This window comes from Deferrisoma palaeochoriense (assembly GCF_054656955.1).
Map to the genome: position 1 here is coordinate 1 of NZ_BAAHXI010000004.1, position 14,564 is coordinate 14,564.

Sequence of the window (14,564 nt, forward strand, 5' to 3'; positions counted from 1 at the left end):
TCGCCGCTTCCGGTTTGGGGGCGGCGTTTTCGTTTGGGGTGGCGGGGGGCTTTGGCGCGGGGGCGTTCAGAGCCACAGGGCCGCGGCCGCGGCGTAGAACACGGCGGGCATCAGGTTCCCGGTGCGGATCTTCGTGGCGCCCAAGAGGTTGAGGCCGATCCCGGCGATCAGGAGCCCGCCGGTGGCCGTGACGGCCGAAAGCACCTCGGGCCGCTGGAGGGCCTCGAGGTGCCCGGCCAGGAGGGTGATGGCGCCCTGGGTGAGGAGGACCGACAGGGCCGAGAAGGCCACCCCCACCCCCAGGGACGACGCCATCACCACCGAGGCCGCGCCGTCGAGCATGGCCTTCACGTAGAGGGTGCTCGGGTCCCCCACGGTGCCGTCCTGGATCGAGCCCACGATCATCATGGCCCCGGTGCAAAAGAGGATCGAGGCCGACGCGAACCCCTCCACGAAGGTGGCGGACCCGGCCCGCAGCCGGCGCTGGAGCGCGCCGCCGAACCGCTCCAGGGCCCGCTCGATCCGAAGCGCCTCGCCGGTGAGGGCCCCGGCGATCACGCACCCCACGCTCAATAGGGGCTTCTCCCCCGAAAGGGCCATCTGAAGCCCCAGCAGGAGCACCGAAAGCCCCAGGGCCTGCATCAAAATCCCCTGAAACCGCTCGGAGACCCGCCGGCCCGCGATCGCGCCGGCCGCCCCGCCGGCCGCCACGGCCAGGGTGTTTACCACGGTTCCGGTCATCGTGTTCCCTCCCGCTGGAGTTCTCTCTCGTTCCCGAAGCGGCGGATGATGGCGGGTTTTTGTGCCGACGTCCAGGAGGCCCGGCCCTATTCCCCGTTGACAACCGGAAAATAGGGGCGTAATGTGCATATGCACAAAAACCCCAACCCGGAGGATCACGATGAAGATCTGCTTTCCCGTGGAACGACCCGATGGACTCGGCAGCACGGTGTACGGCCATTTCGGTTCGGCCCCCGCCTTCGTGGTGGTCGACACCGATACGGCCGAGGTCTCGGCGGTGGTGAACCGGGATCTCCAGCACGAGCACGGCCGGTGCAGCCCCCTCAAAGCCCTGGACGGCCACGCGGTGGACGCCGTGGTGGTGGGCGGCATCGGCAAGGGGGCCCTTGCGGGGCTCTCCCGCGCCGGGATCCGGGTGTTCGCCGCCTTCCCCGGCACCGTGGCCGAGAACCTGGAGCATTGGAAGGCCGGCCGCCTGCCCGAGTGGGACCCGGCCCGGACCTGCGGCGGCCACGGCCACGGGGGCGTCTGCGGGCATCACGGGTGAGCCCCCGGCCGAGGAAACCCCGCCGGTGCGGATGCGCCGCGCGGCTCGGGGATCGGGTGTACAAACCGGCCGGCGTCGCCTTGCGGAATCTCCCGCGTGTGGTACTCAGGGACGACGAATTTGAGGCGCTGGCCCTCTGCGACGGGCAAGGCCTCACCCAGGAGGAGGCCGCGGCGCGCATGGGCGTGTCGCGGGGAACGGTTCAGCGGCTCGTGGCCGGGGCCCGGCGCAAGGTGGCCCGGGCGATCCTGGAGGGGCAGGCCCTCGTGATCGGCCCGGCCGGGGAAGCGCAGAAAGGAGAGGCGCGATGAGGCATGGGATCGTGGCGGCGGTGGCGCTGGGGGTGGGGCTGGCGGCCTTGGGCGCATGGGCGGGGGATCCCCCCGTGAGCGACGACACCGACACCTGCATCGGCTGCCACGAGGAGGTCACCCCCGGGATCGTGGCCGATTGGCGAAGAAGCCGCCACAGCCACGTGACCCCGGCCGAGGGGCTTGGGCGCCCGGAACTCGAGCGCCGGGTGTCGGCCGCCGAGGTGCCCGAAGGACTGCGGGACGTGGTGGTGGGGTGCGCCGAGTGCCATACCCAGAACCCCGACGCCCACGCCGACACCTTCGAGCACAACGGCTACGAGGTGCACATCGTGGTTACCCCGGCCGACTGTGCCACCTGTCACCCGGTGGAGCGCGAGGAGTACGGCCGGAACCTCATGGCCAACGCCCACGACAACCTCATGGCCAACGGGCTCTACGCCCATCTCGTGGCCGCCGTGAACGGGCCCACGAGCTTCGACGGGGAGGGCCTCGCCGTCCGCGAGCCCGACGAACTCACGAACGCCGATTCGTGCCTCGCCTGCCACGGCACCCGGGTCACGGTGGACGGCACCGAGACCCGGGAGACGGCCATGGGGGAGATGGAGTTTCCGCGGCTCCGGGGCTGGCCCAACCAGGGGGTGGGGCGGGTGAACCCCGACGGCACCCGGGGGGCGTGCACCTCGTGCCACACCCGCCACCGGTTCTCCATCGAGGAGGCCCGGGAGCCCGACGCGTGCGAGCAGTGCCACAAGGGCCCGGACGTTCCGGCCTACAAGGTCTACGAGGTGAGCAAGCACAACGCCGTTTACCAGTCGGCGCGGGGGTTCTGGGACTTCGAGGCCGTGCCCTGGGTGGTGGGGGAGGATTTCACGGCGCCCACCTGCGCCACCTGCCACGCGAGCCTGGTCACCACCCCCGGGGGCGAAGTGCTGGCCCCGCGGACCCACGAGATGGCCGATCGTCTGAAATATCGGTTGTTCGGCCTGGTGTACGCGACGGCCCATCCCAAGTCCGGGGACACGACGGGCATCCGAAACCGCGCCGGGCTGCCCCTGCCGGCCGAACTCACCGGGGAGCCGGCCTCGGCGTTTCTGATCGACGAGGCCGAGCAGGCACGCCGAACTGCCCGGATGCAGGCCGTTTGTTCCGGGTGCCACAGCGGCCAGTGGGTGCGCGGCCACTTCGAGAAGCTTGACCACACCGTGGCCACCACCAACGCCCTGACCCTGGAGGCCACCAAGGTGCTCCTGAAAGCGTGGGAGAAAGGTCTCGCCCAGGGCCCGGGCCAGGACGCAAGCCCCTTCGACGAGGCGATCGAGCGGATGTGGGTGGAGCAGTGGCTCTTTTACGCCAACTCCACCCGGTTCGCCTCGGCCATGGCCGGTGCCGATTACGGCGTGTTCGCCAACGGCCGCTGGTACCTCCAGAAGAACCTGGCCCAGATGTGGGACTGGTTGAACTTCCTGGAATCCCGGAAAGGGCAGGATCCCGAGAAGTAGGACGAAACGATGGCGCTTTTCGAGTTCGAGGGCCGACGGCCCTCGGTGGACCCGTCGGCCTTCGTGAGCGAAACCGCAATCGTGGTGGGAGACGTTCGCATCGGGCCGCGGGTGTACGTGGGCCACGGTGCGATACTCCGCGCCGACTACGGAACCATCGTCGTGGGCGCGGAATCCGCCGTGGAGGAGGGGGCCGTGGTTCACATCAACCCCGACCACACCTGTCACATGGTGGGGAGGGTGACCGTGGGCCATGGGGCGAAGGTCCATTGCCCCTTGTTGGGCGAGAACTGCGTGATCGGGATCGGGGCCATCCTCTCGTTCGGCGTCGAGGTCGGCACGTGGGCGATCGTTGCGGAGGGAGCTGTCGTCCCCAACGGCACCCGGGTCGAACCGGAAACCATTGTGGGAGGGAACCCGGCTCGGGTGATCGGGCGGGTGCTTGACCGGCATCGAGAGTTTTGGTCGTACGGGAAGAACCTATACGTCGACCTTGCCGAGAGGTACCGGCACGGGTTCCGCCGGATTGGCTGACCGGGGATCGCGCGGACGACCCGTCCCCGCCGGGGCTTCAAGGCAGGTTCCTTCTGTTTTGCCCGGCCCCGTAAGGACCGTGGTAAGGTTTTCCCGGGGCCGCGCTTGCCGCAGGCTGCTACGCGCGACCAAGTTCCCGCAGCACCGCCATGGCCCGGGTGATCTCCCGGAACCGCTCGGGGTCGCCGCCGGCGTCCGGGTGGTGCTCCCGGGCGAGGGCCCGGAACCGGCGGCGCACCTCGGCCGGGCCCGCCTGGGGTCCGAGGCCCAGGGCGGCCAGGGCCTCCTCGCCTCGGTGGTAGACGCGAAACTGCTTCCAGAACCAGCGCAGCATCTCCCGAACGTCCTCCTCGCCGGTGCGGGCGAGGTGGGTGAGGTCGAGGTAGTACGTTTCCAGGGGATCCGGCGCGGCGGGAAGCCCCCTCGGGTTCGGGGCCGCGGACTGGAGGGGAAGGAGCCGGATGCGAAGGACGTGGATCTCGAGGCTCCCCCGGCTGGCCCGCTCCAGGGCCCGGCGGAGCCGGTAGAGGTGATGGAAGAGAAGGAAGTGGACCCGGAAGAGCTCGAGTTCCGTGAGCCCCCGGAGCGGCCCGTCGCCCCGGAGCCGTTCCAGGAGGTCGTACTCCCGAATGCCTTCGGGGTGGTCGCGGAGCACCCCGTAGAGCCGCCGGAGTTCGGGGTCGAGGGAGCGGAAGAAGGCCCGGTCCATGGCCGGTCAAGGTACCACCGGGGGCTCGCGGGGCCAACCGGCCGGGGGACGCCGGGTGGGTGAGCCCGATCTCTCGGTGGTCGTCCCCGCCCGAAACGAGGCCCACGAGCTCCCCGGGCTCCTCGCCGACCTCGGCCGGCAGGAGGGCATCGGACTCGAGGTCCTCGTGGCCGACGGCGGAAGCCGCGACGGTACCCCCGAGGTCGCGCGGCGGGCCGGGGCCCGCGTGGTCCCCGCCCCCCCGGGCCGCGGCCGCCAGATGAACGCCGGTGCCAGGGCGGCCCGGGCCCGGGATCTCCTCTTCCTCCACGCCGACACCCGGCTCCCCGATCCCCGGACCCTTGCCCGGGCCCGGGCCGCCTTGGGGTCCCAGGGCGGCCGGGTGGCGGGCCACTTCGGGATCCGGTTCCGGGACCGGGGGCCCGGGCGGGAAGGGGCCTACTACTTTTACGAGGCCAAGACCCGCACGAACCGGCCGGGCACGATCCACGGGGACCAGGGGATCTGGATCCGGGCCGACTACTTCCGGGAGCTCGGGGGATTCGACGAGGCCCTCCCGTTTCTGGAGGACGAGCGCCTGGTCCGGCGGGTGTTCCAAACCGGCCGGTGGGTGCTCCTGCCCGGTACCCTCGAGACCTCGGCCCGGCGGTTCGAGGCCGAGGGCCTCGAGGCCCGCCAGGCCCTGAACGCGCTGATCCTGGCGGCCGACGATCTGGGGCTCGAGGGGTTCCTGGCCCGGGCCCCCGCGCTCTACCGGGAGCAGGGGGAGGCCCGGCGGCTTCGGCTCGCGCCGTTTCTCGCGGCCCTCCACGCCGAGGGCCGGGCCGGCGGGTGGGGCGCGTTTCTCCGGCGCTGGCTCGCCGCGGGGCGGTTCGTGGCCCGAAACGCCTGGCAGGTCGGGTTCGCCCTCGACTGCCGCCGGAACCGCCGGGCGGGCCATCCGCCCGGGGAGGGCCCCTTCCCCTGGACCCGGCGGTTCGACCGGTGGGCCGGGGTGTTCGAGAGCCGCCCGGCCGCGGCGGCCGCCGCCCTTCTCACGGCCGGGGCGTTTTACGCGCTCTGGGCCCATGGACGGTGTTTTAGGCGTTGACAGCGTTTGAAACCTAGGGTACTGTGCTCGCTAACAAACGGTCGGGGACCGTGCCTCATCCGTCCCGGCCCGCCAGTGCGAGCGGATCGAACCGGAAGAGGCCAGCGCCCCTTCCGGTTTTTTGCAGGCGCCCCTTGCGCCGCGAACGATTGGGCGCGCTGGGCAGAAGCAGTACCGGATGCGGTTCCTCCCTCCGGGCGTTGTTTCTCCCACGCAGTTTTCACCACGGGTGCCGTGGGCACCCAAACGCCTTGAAGGAGGCAGGAACATGGCAGTCGGTACGGTAAAGTGGTTCAACGACCAGAAGGGCTACGGGTTCATCGCGCAGGAGAACGGGCCCGACGTCTTCGTGCACTTCAGCGCGATCCAGATGCAGGGCTTCAAGACCCTGCAGGAGGGGCAGCAGGTGGAGTTCGAGGTGGTCGACGGCCAGAAGGGCCCCCAGGCCGCCAACGTGCGCGTCGTCTGATCCCTTCTCTCGACGGAACCGAAAAAAAGGAGCGAGCCCCCGGGCTCGCTCCTTTTGCGTGAGGGTCATGCCGTTCGCCGATCACGACACCTACACCACGCCCCCCGACCGCCGGCCGGGGTGGCTGCCGCGCCTCCTCCCGAGGAAGGAACTGCCCTTCTACGCCAGGGTGCTCTGGATCGTGGCCCGGTCGCGCTGGGAGGTGGGCCGGGGCGTTTACGACGGGGCCCGGTGGGCCAAGTCGAGCGAGGACATCGTGCGAGCCCTGGAGTGGGTCGGCGTGCGGATCACCATCGAGGGCATGGGGGTGCTCCGGCGGTTCGAGGGCCCGGCCGTGTTCGTGGCGAACCACATGAGCACCCTGGAGACCTTCGTGCTCCCGGCCCTGATCCAGCCGGTCAAGCCCGTCACCTTCGTGGTGAAGGACACGCTCCTTCGCTACCCCTGGTTCGGCCCGATCCTCGCGAGCCGCGACCCCATCGCCGTGGGGCGGAAAAACCCCCGGGAGGATCTTGTGCGGGTTCTCGAGGAGGGACGCGATCGGTTGGGGCGGGGCATGTCGATCGTGGTGTTCCCCCAGACCACCCGGTCCGACGCCCTCAGGCTCGACCGGTTCAACACCATCGGGGCGAAGCTCGCGGCCCGCTCCGGGGTGCCCCTGGTGCCGGTGGCCCTTCGGACCGACGCCTGGGGCACCGGCCGGCGGTTCAAGGACTTCGGCCCGGTCCGGCCGCACCTCCCCGTGCGGTTCCGGTTCGGCGACCCCCTGCCCCCCGGCCCCCGGGGCACCGAGGCCCACCAGGCCTGCGTGGCCTTCCTCCGAGAAACCCTCACGGAATGGGGGGTGCCGGTGGTGGAGGCCGACCGGGCTACTCCTCCAGGATGAGCACGCCCGGTTCGGGGTCCACGGCGTAGCGGAACCGGCCGAGGAAGCTGAGGCCCAAGATGCCGTCGAGTCCGGGGAGCGGGTCGTCTTTGACCACGGCCACGGGCACGTCCCGGGCCGCGGCCTCGCCCACTTCCACCTTGCGGGCCTCCCCGAGACGGGCCTCGATCACGCCGTTGGCCGTGGCGAGCCGGACCTTGTCGCCCCCGATGCGGCCCCGGATCTTGGCCTTGCGGGCCACCTCGGCGGTGACGATGCAGTAGGTGGCGCCGGTGTCCACGAGGAACCGACCGGTGAACCGGCCGTTCAGGGTGACCTCGGCCACGAGCGCCCCGCCGTGGGCCTCCAGTTGCACCGTCGCGGCGGGGGCCTGGGCGGCCAGCAGAAGAAGCCCCAGAAGCACGAAGGCGGCGGTGCGGAGGCCCATGGCTCACTCCCAGGAGCGGAAAGGGCTGGAAATCCGGAAGGCCATCGCCAGGAAGCGGGGCTCCGTCGTTTTCGGGCCTTCGGCCCGGATCGCGGCGGGGACGCCGCTCCTACAACGGGTCCGTACCCTGGCGGCTCGCCTTGTCGGCACGTTGACCTCGATCCCCCGTTCGTCTCGGTTCAGAACAGGTACGGGTTCTCGTCCCAAAACGCCTCCCGGAGGCGCCAGGCGTAGGCCGTGGCCACGGCCATGGCCAGGGCCGAGACGAGGAGCACCGAGCGGAGCGCGGCCGGGCCCTCTTCGAGGCCGAACGCGGTCGCCAGTTCCTCCATGGGCCAGGCCCAGAGCCCCACGGCTGCGCTCGCAAGCTGCAGGGCGTTGTAGCCGAGGAGGATCCACCAGGTGAGCCGCTGGGCCTTGGCCACCCCCACCACGATGTGCACGAGCACCAGGCAGTCGAGGAGGACGGCGACCCGCGCTGGGGTCCCCCGGAGCACCCAGAAAAAGAAGGGGTAGGGCGAGCCGTGGGCCGCGGCCGTGGAGGCGAGCAACACCGCGTAGTAGAAGAGCAGCGCGAAGCTCGCCGGCCGGCGCCGGGTCATAGCTCTCCCCGGCCCAGGGCCCGGAGCGCCGGCAGGAGGAGCCGGAGGGCCCGGCCCCGGTGGCTCACCCGGTTCTTGACCTCGGGCTCGAGTTCGGCCGCGGTGCGCCCGAGGCCCTCCACCAGGAACAGGGGGTCGTACCCGAACCCGCCGGTGCCCCGGGGCTCCCTAAGGATCCGGCCGGCCACCCGGCCCTCGGCTGCCACCTCCCCCAGGTCCGGCAGGGCCAGCACCAGGGCGCACACGAAGGCCGCGGTGCGCCCGGGGTCGGGCACGTCCCGAAGTTCGGCAAGGAGCCTGGCGTTGTTGTCGGCGTCGGTGGCCCCGGGGCCGGCGTACCGGGCCGAGCGCACGCCGGGGGCCCCGCCCAGGGCGTCCACGGCGAGGCCCGAGTCGTCGGCGAGCACGGGGATGCCGAGGCGCCGGGCCAGGGGCCAGGCCTTGGCCCGGGCGTTCTCCAGAAATGTGTCCCCGTCCTCCGGGAGGTGGAGACGCTCCGGGAGGTCAGCGAGGCCCAGGACCTCGAACCCCAGGGGCTCGAGCATCTGCCGGAACTCCCGGAGCTTCCCGGCGTTCCCCGTGGCGACCAGGAGCCTCACCGGCCGGCCTCCAGGGCCTCGCGCTGGATCTCCAGGAGCCGCTCGATCCCCTTCCAGCCGAGGTCCAGGAGCTCCATCAGCCGCTCCCGGGAGAACGGCCGTTCCTCCCCGGTGGCCTGGACCTCCACGAACTCCCCCCGGCCGGTCATGACCAGGTTCATGTCGAGGTCGGCCGAGGAGTCCTCCCGGTAATCGAGATCCAGGAGGGCCCGGCCGCCCACCAGCCCCACGCTCACGGCGGCCACCGCGTCGGTCAGGGGCGGCCGGCTCACCACGTTTCGCTCCACCAGGGTCTGGAGCGCGTCGGCCAGGGCCACGTAGGCCCCGGTGATCGAGGCCGTGCGGGTGCCCCCGTCGGCCTGGAGCACGTCGCAGTCGATCCAGACCGTGCGTTCGCCCATGGAGTCGAGATCGGTCACGGCCCGGAGCGACCGGCCGATCAATCGCTGGATCTCCAGGGTGCGGCCCCCCTGCCGGCCCCGGCTCGCCTCGCGGGGGGTGCGGGTCTCGGTGGCCCGGGGCAGCATGCCGTACTCGGCCGTGACCCACCCCCGGCCCGTGCCCTTCAGGAACGCCGGCACCCCGTCCTCGACGCTCGCGGCGCAGAGCACCCGGGTGTGGCCCACCTCGATCAGCGCGCTCCCCTCGGCGTAGCGCAGCACCCCCCGCTCGATCCGAACCGGCCGAAGCTCGTCGGCCGCCCTTCCGTCATGGCGCATGAATCCTTCCTCTATTCCGTCGTAGGGGTTTCCGAACCGGGCTCCCCCGGTCCCAGCACATCTTCCACGGCCCGGGCCACGGCGCGAGCCAAGGCCTCGGCCCCCTCGGGCCGGCGCCACCAGGCCGTGTCCTCGGGCCAGGCGAGGGATCCGAATTCCACCAGGGCCGCCGGGCAGGTCACGGCCTCGAGCGCCGGGTGGGGCAGCGTGCCGATGCCCCGGTCGAAGCTGGGCGCCGCCTCCCCCAGACGCCGGCGCAGGGCCTCGGCCCACCGCCGGCTCCGCTCCCAGACGCCGGCCTGCCCGGCCTCCCAGAGCTGGGGGTCCACCCCCGCCGGGGGCGGCGGGGGAACAAACACCTCGAACCCCCGGGCGTGGGTGCGGGGTTCGCCGGAGAAGTGGACCGAGAGGTAGAGGTCGGCCTCCCGGTAGTTGGCAAACGCGGCCCGCAGTGGTTCCGGCAGGTCCTGGTCCGCCTCCCGGGTCAGGAACACCACAAGGCCCAGGGCCTCGAGGCGGGTCGCGAGGGCCTTCGCCAGCTCCAGGGCCGCGGCGTCCTCGGGCCCGGCCTCAGCCCGTGCCCCCCCTTCGGCGCCGCCGTGGCCCGGATCGAGCACGAGCCGCGGCCCCGGCCGTTGGACCCCGGCGCCCGAGGTGCTATCCTCGCCGCGCGCCGGGGTTCGGGGGCCGGCGAGGCACAGGAGCACGAGCAGGATCGGAGCGAGGGAACGAAGGCGGTCCATGGGCGGTCGGGAAAGCGGGCCGGAAGGTCCGCGCATGCTACCCCGGGGCCAGGGGACTGTCAATTCGCGCGGGCCGAAACGCCCCCTTGGGCAAGGGATCCGGGAGGAACGGCCATGAAACGGTGGTGGGTGGTCGTGGCGTTGGTGGCGTGGACCGGGGTCGCGGCGGCGGCCGAGCCCGATCCCCTGGTCCGGACGGCCAAGGAGACGGGCCGGCCGGTGCTGGGGGAGTTCGTGTCGGAAACCTGCCCGGCCTGCGACCAGCTGGAGCCGATCTTGGCGGAGGTGCTGGCGCGGCACCCCCACATCGTGCGCCGGGTCCACGACGCGGACAAGGAGCCGGAGCTCGCGAAGAAGTACGGGGTGAAATGCGTCCCGGTGCTCGTGATCGTGGACCCGAAGGGACAGGTGCGGTTCAACCAGGTGGGCTTCTGGACGGCCGAGGAACTCGAAGCCGTGCTCCGGGAGGCCGGGGTGGCCGAGGCGGGGTCGCCGTAGCCGCCGGGCCGTTGACAGCCCCGCGGGCGGTGCCTACGTTTCGCCGCCGAGCGGGGGGGACCACGACGTCAGGAGGGGTCGGATTCGATGGCCACGAAACGGGACTACTACGAGGTTCTCGGCGTGGGGCGAAACGCCTCGACCGAGGAGATCAAGAAGGCCTACCGGAAGCTCGCCCGCAAATACCACCCCGACGTGAACCCGGGGAACAAGGAGGCCGAGGAGCGGTTCAAGGAGATCTCCGAGGCCTACGAGGTGCTCTCCGATCCCGAGAAGCGGGCCCAGTACGACGCTATGGGCCACGCGGCCTTCGGCCAGGGGGCCGGCGCGGGCGCCGGGCCCCAGTGGGAGGAGTTTCGCTCGGGAGGGTTCGGTGGGTTCGACTTCTCGGACCTCTTTTCCGACCTGTTCGGGGAGACGGCCGGGTTTCGCCCGTCCGGGCCGCGAAAGGGGGCCGATCTCGAGTACGAGATGACCGTGTCCCTGACCGAAGCCGTGAAGGGCACGGAGAAGGAGATCTCGTTTCGCCGCAACGCCCCCTGCGACGCCTGCGGCGGGAGCGGGTACAAACCCGGCGCGGGTGGCGGAACCTGCCCCCGGTGCGGCGGCCGCGGGGTCGTGCGTTCGTCCCGGGGGGTGATCTCGGTGCAACAGACCTGCCCCACCTGCCGGGGCACCGGCCGGACGCCCGGTCCGGCCTGCGAGCGGTGCGCCGGCCAAGGCACCGTGCCCAAAGCCGAACGGATCCGGGTGCGGATTCCGGCGGGAGTGACCGAGGGGTCCCGGGTACGGGTGGCCGGCAAGGGGGAGGCCGGAGCGGCCGGGGGGCCCCCGGGCGACCTCTACATCCGGGTCCACGTGGCCCCGGACCCGCGGTTCCGGCGGGAGGGGAACGACCTCGTGACCACGGTGGACGTGGACCTCCTGGACGCCCTGCTCGGGGGCACGGTGGAGGTGCCCACGCTGGACGGCCCCGTGCGGATGAAGGTGCCGGCCGGCACCCAGAACGGCCAGCGGTTCCGGATCCGGGGGAAGGGGGTGCCGGGGAAGGGCGACCTCTACGCGGAGGTCCGGGTCAAGATCCCCCGGCGGCTCGATCCCGAGGTCCGAAAGGTGCTCGAGGGGCTGCGCGGGAAGCTCTAGGGGGCTGGCCGCGCCAGGAGTCAGCGGACGGACGACGGAGGGCAGGGATGCCCTGACATCTGACCTCTGAATTCTGTCCTCCGGTACGGCGGCCGCTACCACAAGGGAGGATGGGCGACGACGCCGGAATCCTCAAAGAGGTTCGCGTCCCAGCCTCCCAGCGTTCCAGCGGAAGTTCCAGCGAAGACTGGGGAGGGAGTGATGGACAAAGCGGTTCGGTTGATCCGAGTCCGGGAGATCGTGGAGGCGACCGGGGTCAGTTCGTCGACCCTGCGGGTGTACCGGGAGGCCGGGCTGATCGAGCCCGCGGCCCGGGAGGGGCGGGCGTACCTCTACGACGAGGACACCATCGAGACGGTCCGCCGGATCCAGCGCCTGCGCAACGACCTCGGGGTGAACCTGGCCGGGGTCCAGGTCATCCTCGAGATGCGCCGTACCATCGAGGAACTCCAGGAGCACCTGGACGAGGTGGTCCGGTTCGTCCGTGAGGACCTGCGCGCCGAGTTGGAGCGGGTGCTTCGCCAACGGGAGAAGGCGATGATCCCCCGGGCCTTCTTCCGGCCCCCCAAACCCCTGAAGTAGGAAAGGGGCCTGCGCGGGGGCTTTCCGTGATCGCCCTCGGTCCCCGAATCCTCCCCTTCCTCCCCCTCCTCGGCCTCGCCTCGGGCCTTTGGATTTCGTCCCATCCCGTTCCCGCCCTCGCCGCGTTCGCCGCGGTCTCCTGGACCGCGTGGCGGCTCGCCCCTTCGCCGGCCCTCCGGGTCGCTGCCCTGGCCGGCCTCCTGGCCCTGGCGGGGGCGGCCGCGGTCGCCTCGGGCCGGCCCCCGCCCCTGGAACCGCCCCTGGGAGCGGCCGGGAGGTTCCGGGGCCTCGTTGTGGAGGACCCGCGGCCGACCGACGCGGGCTGGTCGGCTGTGGTGGAGCTCACCGGCTGGGCCCCGGCCCCCATCGGACCCTGGCGGCCGGCCCGGGGGCGGGTGCGGCTCTCCGTGGAGGGCTGGCCCGAACCCCGGCCGGCCCGGGGAGGCGCCTGCTGGTTCCGGGGGGAGCTGCGCCGGCCGGTGGCGTTTCGGAACCCCGGGTCCGAGGGGTATGCGGCCTATCTCCGCCGGAAGGGGATCGGCGCCCGGGCCGGTACCCGGTGGCCCGGGGAGGTGACCTTCCGGCCCCCGCCCCCGGGATGGCAGGCCTGGCGGCAGGCCGTCGCGGCCGCCATGGAGCGGGCGGCCCCCGGTCCCGGGGGCGCCGTGCTGCGGGCCATGACCCTGGGGGATCGCTCGGGGGTGGGCCGGGAACTGGCCGAACGGCTTCGTCGGGCCGGGGTGTCGCACCTGGTGGCCGTGTCGGGGCTCCACCTGGGGATTCTCGCCCTCCTCGTCATCCCGGTCGCGCGGGCCGCGCTGCTCCGGGGCGCCCCGACCTTCTTCCTGGCCCGGCCCGTGGACCCGTGGGCCCGGGCGGCCTGCCTCCCCGTGTTGCTCGGGTACGCGGCGCTTTCCGGGTGGCAGGTGAGCACCCTGCGGGCGCTCGTCATGGTGGGGCTCGTGCTGCTCGCCGGCGCCGCGGCCCGGCCCCGCGCCCTGTTGCCCGGCCTCGGGGCCGCGGCGCTCCTGGTGGGGGTGGCGAACCCGGCCGTGCTTGGGGACCCGGGCCTGCACCTCTCGCTTTCGGCGCTGGCCGGGCTCTTCTGGCTCGCGCCCGGGCTCGAGGCCCGCCTCCTGCCGGCCCGGCCGGACCCGGTGGCCGCCCGGTACCCGCCCCCGGGGCTCCGCCGCTGGGGCCCGATCCTGGGTCGTGCCGCGGCCCGGGTGGCGTTCGCCTCGGCGGGGGCCACCCTGGCGACCCTTCCCGTGTCGCTCCTCCACTTCGGGGCCGCCCCCGTGGCCGGGGTGGTCACGAACCTGGTCTCGGTTCCGCTGGTGGGGTGGGGGTGCCTTCCCCTGGGGCTCCTGGGGGTCGGGATGCACCCCCTGGTTCCCCGGGCGTCGGCCTTCCTGTGGGAGCTCGCGGGGGGCGCGCTCAACGGGTGGGTGGCCGGGCTCGGGACCCTCGAGGACTGGGCGGGCATGGTGCGGGCTCCCTTTCTCGCCTCGCCCCTGGGGTTTGCCGGGCTCGCCGCGGCCGGGCTGGGCCTCGGCCTCTGGCTCTGGCGGCGGCCCGAGGCCTGGCGGTGGGCCGCCGCGGGGGCGATGCTTTGCGCCGCGGCCGCCCTGGGGCCCCGGATGCGGGAATCCCTGGATCCCCGGGTGCACCTCTGGGTGTTCGACGTGGGCCAGGGACAAGCGCTGGCCCTGCGGGTCCCGGAGGCCGGATGGATCGCCGTGGACGCCGGCGGATTCCCCGGAAGCACGTTCGACCCGGGGGCCGAGGTGGTGGTCCCGGCCTTGGAGGCCCTGGGGTGCCGGGGGCTTCGGGTCGCCGTGTCCACCCACCCCCATCCCGATCACCTCCTGGGGCTTCCCGCCCTCGTGCGGTGGGGCCGGCCGGGGGAGGTGTGGCTCCCGGCCGGGTTCCGGGGCGACGGCCGGTACCGGGACCTCCTGGAGGCCGCCCGGGAGGTGGGGGCGGCGGTGCGCTGGGTGGGGGCGGCGGACCTGGACCTTCCCGGCCCGGCGCGCCTCACGGCCTGGGAGGGGCCGGGGCCGTCGGAGAACGACCGCAGTCTCCTCCTGCGGATCGAGGCCCACGGCGGGGCCCTCCTTCTCCCCGGGGATCTCGAGGCCCCGGGCCAGGCCGCGGCCCTGGCCGCGGTACCGGAGCTCGGGGCGGCGGTCCTCGTCGCGCCCCACCACGGCGCGGCCGACGCGTGGCATCCTGGGTTCTTCCGGGCCGTAAGCCCGGCGTGGGTCGTGGTCTCGGCCGCCGGCCGGCGGGGCCTGCCGGCGGCCGCGTTCGTCGAGGGGGCGACCCGCCTCGGGGCCCGGGTCCTGGGGACCCACCAGGCCGGCTGCGTCCACGTGGCCCTGGGGCCCGGGGGACGGGTGCGGGCCGGCCCGTTTCGTTGACAGTCCTGGGGGGTTCTGTTAGCTTTCCCCATCCCTCGG

18 protein-coding genes are annotated in these 14,564 nt (G+C 72.8%); 11 read left to right on the plus strand and 7 right to left on the minus strand.

What is annotated here, in order from left to right; all coding sequences use genetic code 11:
• Window positions 1-66 precede the first annotated feature (66 nt).
• The gene (locus ACYQ8L_RS01955; RefSeq protein WP_459940078.1) at window positions 67-741 is read right to left on the minus strand and encodes a DUF554 domain-containing protein; all 675 of its coding nucleotides are present in this window, start codon (window positions 739-741) and stop codon (window positions 67-69) included.
• A gap of 160 nt (window positions 742-901) precedes the next feature.
• On the opposite strand from ACYQ8L_RS01955, the gene ACYQ8L_RS01960 reads away from it, so the two are divergent.
• The 4 genes from ACYQ8L_RS01960 to ACYQ8L_RS01975 are packed head-to-tail and all read left to right on the plus strand — an operon-like array spanning window position 902 to window position 3,635.
• Window positions 902-1,288: a NifB/NifX family molybdenum-iron cluster-binding protein gene (locus ACYQ8L_RS01960; protein WP_459940079.1), complete on the plus strand. Its 387-nt coding sequence runs from the start codon at window positions 902-904 to the stop codon at window positions 1,286-1,288.
• Window positions 1,285-1,599 carry a DUF134 domain-containing protein gene (locus ACYQ8L_RS01965; protein WP_459940080.1) on the plus strand — a complete coding sequence of 105 codons (315 nt, stop codon included), beginning with the start codon at window positions 1,285-1,287 and terminating at the stop codon, window positions 1,597-1,599. The genes ACYQ8L_RS01960 and ACYQ8L_RS01965 overlap by 4 nt, the downstream gene beginning before the upstream one ends.
• Window positions 1,596-3,101, plus strand: coding sequence for a multiheme c-type cytochrome (locus tag ACYQ8L_RS01970; protein WP_459940081.1), 1,506 nt, complete (start codon window positions 1,596-1,598; stop codon window positions 3,099-3,101). The genes ACYQ8L_RS01965 and ACYQ8L_RS01970 overlap by 4 nt, the downstream gene beginning before the upstream one ends.
• Before the next feature lie 9 nt (window positions 3,102-3,110).
• Complete coding sequence (locus ACYQ8L_RS01975) at window positions 3,111-3,635, plus strand: gamma carbonic anhydrase family protein (protein WP_459940082.1); 525 nt, start codon at window positions 3,111-3,113, stop codon at window positions 3,633-3,635.
• Between the two features lie 118 nt (window positions 3,636-3,753).
• Here ACYQ8L_RS01975 and ACYQ8L_RS01980 read toward each other — a convergent pair whose 3' ends face one another.
• Window positions 3,754-4,344, minus strand: coding sequence for a DNA-J related domain-containing protein (locus ACYQ8L_RS01980; RefSeq protein WP_459940083.1), 591 nt, complete (start codon window positions 4,342-4,344; stop codon window positions 3,754-3,756).
• Here ACYQ8L_RS01980 and ACYQ8L_RS01985 point away from each other — a divergent pair.
• The 3 genes from ACYQ8L_RS01985 to ACYQ8L_RS01995 all read left to right on the plus strand — a co-directional run bounded on the left by ACYQ8L_RS01985 (window position 4,343) and on the right by ACYQ8L_RS01995 (window position 6,789).
• Window positions 4,343-5,434 (plus strand): TIGR04283 family arsenosugar biosynthesis glycosyltransferase, encoded by a 1,092-nt coding sequence (locus ACYQ8L_RS01985; protein WP_459940084.1) that lies wholly within the window; start codon window positions 4,343-4,345, stop codon window positions 5,432-5,434. The two genes, ACYQ8L_RS01980 and ACYQ8L_RS01985, sit on opposite strands and share 2 nt — an antisense overlap.
• 268 nt (window positions 5,435-5,702) lie before the next feature.
• On the plus strand, window positions 5,703-5,903 hold the full coding sequence (locus tag ACYQ8L_RS01990) for a cold-shock protein (protein ID WP_459940085.1): 201 nt from the start codon (window positions 5,703-5,705) through the stop codon (window positions 5,901-5,903).
• Window positions 5,904-5,970: 67 nt separating this feature from the next.
• Window positions 5,971-6,789, plus strand: coding sequence for a lysophospholipid acyltransferase family protein (locus ACYQ8L_RS01995; protein WP_459940086.1), 819 nt, complete (start codon window positions 5,971-5,973; stop codon window positions 6,787-6,789).
• Here the strand turns inward: ACYQ8L_RS01995 and ACYQ8L_RS02000 are convergent.
• The 5 genes from ACYQ8L_RS02000 to ACYQ8L_RS02020 all read right to left on the minus strand — a co-directional run bounded on the left by ACYQ8L_RS02000 (window position 6,773) and on the right by ACYQ8L_RS02020 (window position 9,879).
• Window positions 6,773-7,216, minus strand: coding sequence for a retropepsin-like aspartic protease family protein (locus tag ACYQ8L_RS02000; RefSeq protein ID WP_459940087.1), 444 nt, complete (start codon window positions 7,214-7,216; stop codon window positions 6,773-6,775). The genes ACYQ8L_RS01995 and ACYQ8L_RS02000 overlap by 17 nt on opposite strands.
• A gap of 179 nt (window positions 7,217-7,395) precedes the next feature.
• Window positions 7,396-7,818 (minus strand): hypothetical protein, encoded by a 423-nt coding sequence (locus ACYQ8L_RS02005; protein WP_459940088.1) that lies wholly within the window; start codon window positions 7,816-7,818, stop codon window positions 7,396-7,398.
• Window positions 7,815-8,417: an XTP/dITP diphosphatase gene (locus ACYQ8L_RS02010; RefSeq protein WP_459940089.1), complete on the minus strand. Its 603-nt coding sequence runs from the start codon at window positions 8,415-8,417 to the stop codon at window positions 7,815-7,817. Before ACYQ8L_RS02010 ends, ACYQ8L_RS02005 begins: the two co-directional genes overlap by 4 nt.
• Entirely contained in the window at window positions 8,414-9,136 is a 723-nt protein-coding gene (gene rph, locus ACYQ8L_RS02015) for a ribonuclease PH (protein WP_459940090.1), read from the minus strand. Before rph ends, ACYQ8L_RS02010 begins: the two co-directional genes overlap by 4 nt.
• An 11-nt stretch (window positions 9,137-9,147) precedes the next feature.
• On the minus strand, window positions 9,148-9,879 hold the full coding sequence (locus tag ACYQ8L_RS02020) for an N-acetylmuramoyl-L-alanine amidase family protein (protein WP_459940091.1): 732 nt from the start codon (window positions 9,877-9,879) through the stop codon (window positions 9,148-9,150).
• A gap of 114 nt (window positions 9,880-9,993) precedes the next feature.
• On the opposite strand from ACYQ8L_RS02020, the gene ACYQ8L_RS02025 reads away from it, so the two are divergent.
• The 4 genes from ACYQ8L_RS02025 (at window position 9,994) to ACYQ8L_RS02040 (ending at window position 14,525) form a co-directional block, all read left to right on the plus strand.
• Window positions 9,994-10,377, plus strand: coding sequence for a thioredoxin family protein (locus ACYQ8L_RS02025; RefSeq protein WP_459940092.1), 384 nt, complete (start codon window positions 9,994-9,996; stop codon window positions 10,375-10,377).
• Between the two features lie 87 nt (window positions 10,378-10,464).
• Window positions 10,465-11,520 (plus strand): molecular chaperone DnaJ, encoded by a 1,056-nt coding sequence (dnaJ, locus tag ACYQ8L_RS02030; RefSeq protein ID WP_459940093.1) that lies wholly within the window; start codon window positions 10,465-10,467, stop codon window positions 11,518-11,520.
• A 201-nt stretch (window positions 11,521-11,721) separates the two neighbouring features.
• Complete coding sequence (locus ACYQ8L_RS02035; RefSeq protein WP_459940094.1) at window positions 11,722-12,102, plus strand: MerR family transcriptional regulator; 381 nt, start codon at window positions 11,722-11,724, stop codon at window positions 12,100-12,102.
• A gap of 26 nt (window positions 12,103-12,128) precedes the next feature.
• Window positions 12,129-14,525 carry a ComEC/Rec2 family competence protein gene (locus ACYQ8L_RS02040; RefSeq protein WP_459940095.1) on the plus strand — a complete coding sequence of 799 codons (2,397 nt, stop codon included), beginning with the start codon at window positions 12,129-12,131 and terminating at the stop codon, window positions 14,523-14,525.
• Window positions 14,526-14,564 lie beyond the last annotated feature (39 nt).